This window comes from Microbacterium terrisoli (genome assembly GCF_030866805.1).
Lineage (GTDB): Bacteria > Actinomycetota > Actinomycetes > Actinomycetales > Microbacteriaceae > Microbacterium > Microbacterium terrisoli.
Genome location: NZ_CP133019.1, coordinates 1,057,314 through 1,059,440 on the forward strand (window position 1 = coordinate 1,057,314; position 2,127 = coordinate 1,059,440).

2 protein-coding genes are annotated in these 2,127 nt (G+C 70.6%); one reads left to right on the forward strand and one right to left on the reverse strand.

Annotated features, from left to right (window positions below; all coding sequences use genetic code 11):
• Positions 1-89: 89 nt before the first annotated feature.
• Positions 90-920, reverse strand: a complete 831-nt coding sequence (locus QU603_RS04435; RefSeq protein WP_308493286.1) for an RDD family protein — start codon at positions 918-920, stop codon at positions 90-92.
• Between the two features lie 17 nt (positions 921-937).
• Here QU603_RS04435 and QU603_RS04440 point away from each other — a divergent pair, with 17 nt between their 5' ends.
• Positions 938-1,933 carry a stage II sporulation protein M gene (locus QU603_RS04440; RefSeq protein WP_308493287.1) on the forward strand — a complete coding sequence of 332 codons (996 nt, stop codon included), beginning with the start codon at positions 938-940 and terminating at the stop codon, positions 1,931-1,933.
• Positions 1,934-2,127 lie beyond the last annotated feature (194 nt).

Consider the following 2,127-nt stretch of genomic DNA (forward strand, 5'->3'; position numbering starts at 1 on the left):
GGCAGCAGGGGATTCTCGTCGAGACAGGGGACCTGGCCACGGGTCTCACCGAGAATCCCCTGCTTCGACGGCCGGCCGGTGCGCTGCGCTCAGCGCACGGCGGTGCGAGTCGGGGAAGCGGGCGGCAGCAGCGCCGCGACGCGCTGGTTCTCCAATTGCAGGGCGGCGTATTCGCGGTCGCGGCGCACCGCGACGGCGCCCCGGATCAGCGTCTCGGGGTCGACGGGCGGAACCGGCGAAACGAACGGGGTGACCTCTGCGGCGAGGGATGTCGCGAGCCGCGCACGCACGGACGGCTCCATCTGCGCGGCCTGACGCACGAACTGCGCGCAGCGCCGGGCCAGAGGATCGGGGAGGCGCGACACGTCGGCGACCGCTGTCCATTCGTTCAGCACGGGTGGGGCGGGCTCTGCCGCCGGCGGCAGCGCGGGCGTCCTGGTGCGCTGGCAGTACGTGCCCGCCATCAGGTCGCCGAGCCGTTGCGACCGGGGTGCGAACGCGCCGGTGAGCGCGGCGATCGCACCGACCGTCATCCAGATCTCCAGTACGCCCACCAGCGCCCGCACCAGCGCCTGGCGAAAGCCGGCGGCCCCACCGTCGGCGCGCACGACGCGGCCGCCCACGGCGAGTCGGCCGAGGCTGCGGCCGTGGCTGAGGGTTTCGACCGACGCCGGCAGCACCACCGTGACCAGCACGATCACCGAGACGCCGATGATGCCCGACGCGCTGGCGCTGACGATGCTCTCGCCCAGCAGCCACCCCGACAGCCAGGCCAGCAGCAGCAGCACGGCCACACCCACCAGCACGTCGATCAGGCATCCGAGCGCGCGCAGGAAGAATCCGAGCGGCTGCACGTCGAGTGCGACAGCTTCACCGGTGAGCACCTCATCGGGCACGATCGTGATCGGTTCGGCGGCCATGACCTACAGTGAACCACATGGATCTCGACGCGCTCACGGCCGCGCGCGAGCCCGAGTGGGCACGCCTGGAGCAGCTCAGTCGCGCCCGTGCGCTCAGCGGCGCCGAGGTCGACGAACTGGTCACCCGTTACCGTGCCGCCTCGGCTGATCTGTCGGAGATCAAGACCGCCGCCGGCCGTACCGGGGTCGGCGATCACGTGTCGACGATCCTCGCCCGTGCACGCCTGGCACTGACCGGATCGGGCACCGACACTCGCGGCGCGCTGCCGCGCTTCTTCGTCGGCCAACTGCCGGCAGCGCTGTATCGACTGCGATGGACGACCCTGGCCGTGGCGGTCGGATTCTTCGTCGTGGCCTCGTTGGTCGCGATCTGGATCTCGAGCGACGCGCAGGTGCTGGCATCCCTCGGCTCCAAGGCCGACCTCGAGTACTACGCCCAACACCAGTTCACCGACTATTACCGCGACAATCCCGCGGCGGTGTTCGCCGGAACGGTGTGGACCAACAATGCGTGGATCGCCGTGCAGTGCGTGCTGTTCGGCGTCACCGGGGTCTGGCCGCTGTACGTCGTCATGCAGAACGCCGTCGGCGTCGGCTCGGCGGGCGCCGTCATGATCGGAACGGGTCACGCGGACGTGTTCTGGCAGTTCATCGCACCGCACGGGATGCTGGAGCTGACCAGCGTCTTCGTCGCGGCCGCGGCGGGGCTGCACGTGTTCTGGGCGTGGGTGGCTCCCGGCCGCCGATCGCGCGGCGAGTCGCTCGCCGTGGCCGGGCGGTCACTGGTGACGGTCGCGATCGGGCTCGTGTTCTCGCTGGCGCTGTCGGGGGCCGTGGAGGGGTTCGTCACCCCGCAGCACTGGCCCTGGCCGATCAAGGTGCTGCTCGGCGCCTTCGCGCTGGCGATCTTCCTCGTGTACATGCTCGTGGTCGGGCGACGCGCGGTACGTGCGGGGGAGACCGGCGACCTCGCCGAGAGCGAGACGGGCACGCCGCGGCTGGTCGCCGGCTGACCGTGAGGCGGCGCACAGGTGACACCATGGCAGACTCCGGTCTTGACACAGGTTGCGCATAGGGCCACACTCAAGACCCAGTGGGCGTCTGGGGCTCACTTGCTGGTGGACGGACTCACCGCGCGGACATCTGGGGTTCGCTCGGGAATCATGGATCCGGTTGCTGGCGCTGCGCTGGTGCGGAAGGTGTCATG

Bases quoted from the DNA above. Each gene is read 5' to 3' on its own strand.
- QU603_RS04435 (WP_308493286.1), bottom strand. From the start codon at position 920: ATGGCCGCCGAACCGATCACGATCGTGCCCGATGAGGTGCTCACCGGT.
- QU603_RS04440 (WP_308493287.1), top strand. From the start codon at position 938: ATGGATCTCGACGCGCTCACGGCCGCGCGCGAGCCCGAGTGGGCACGC.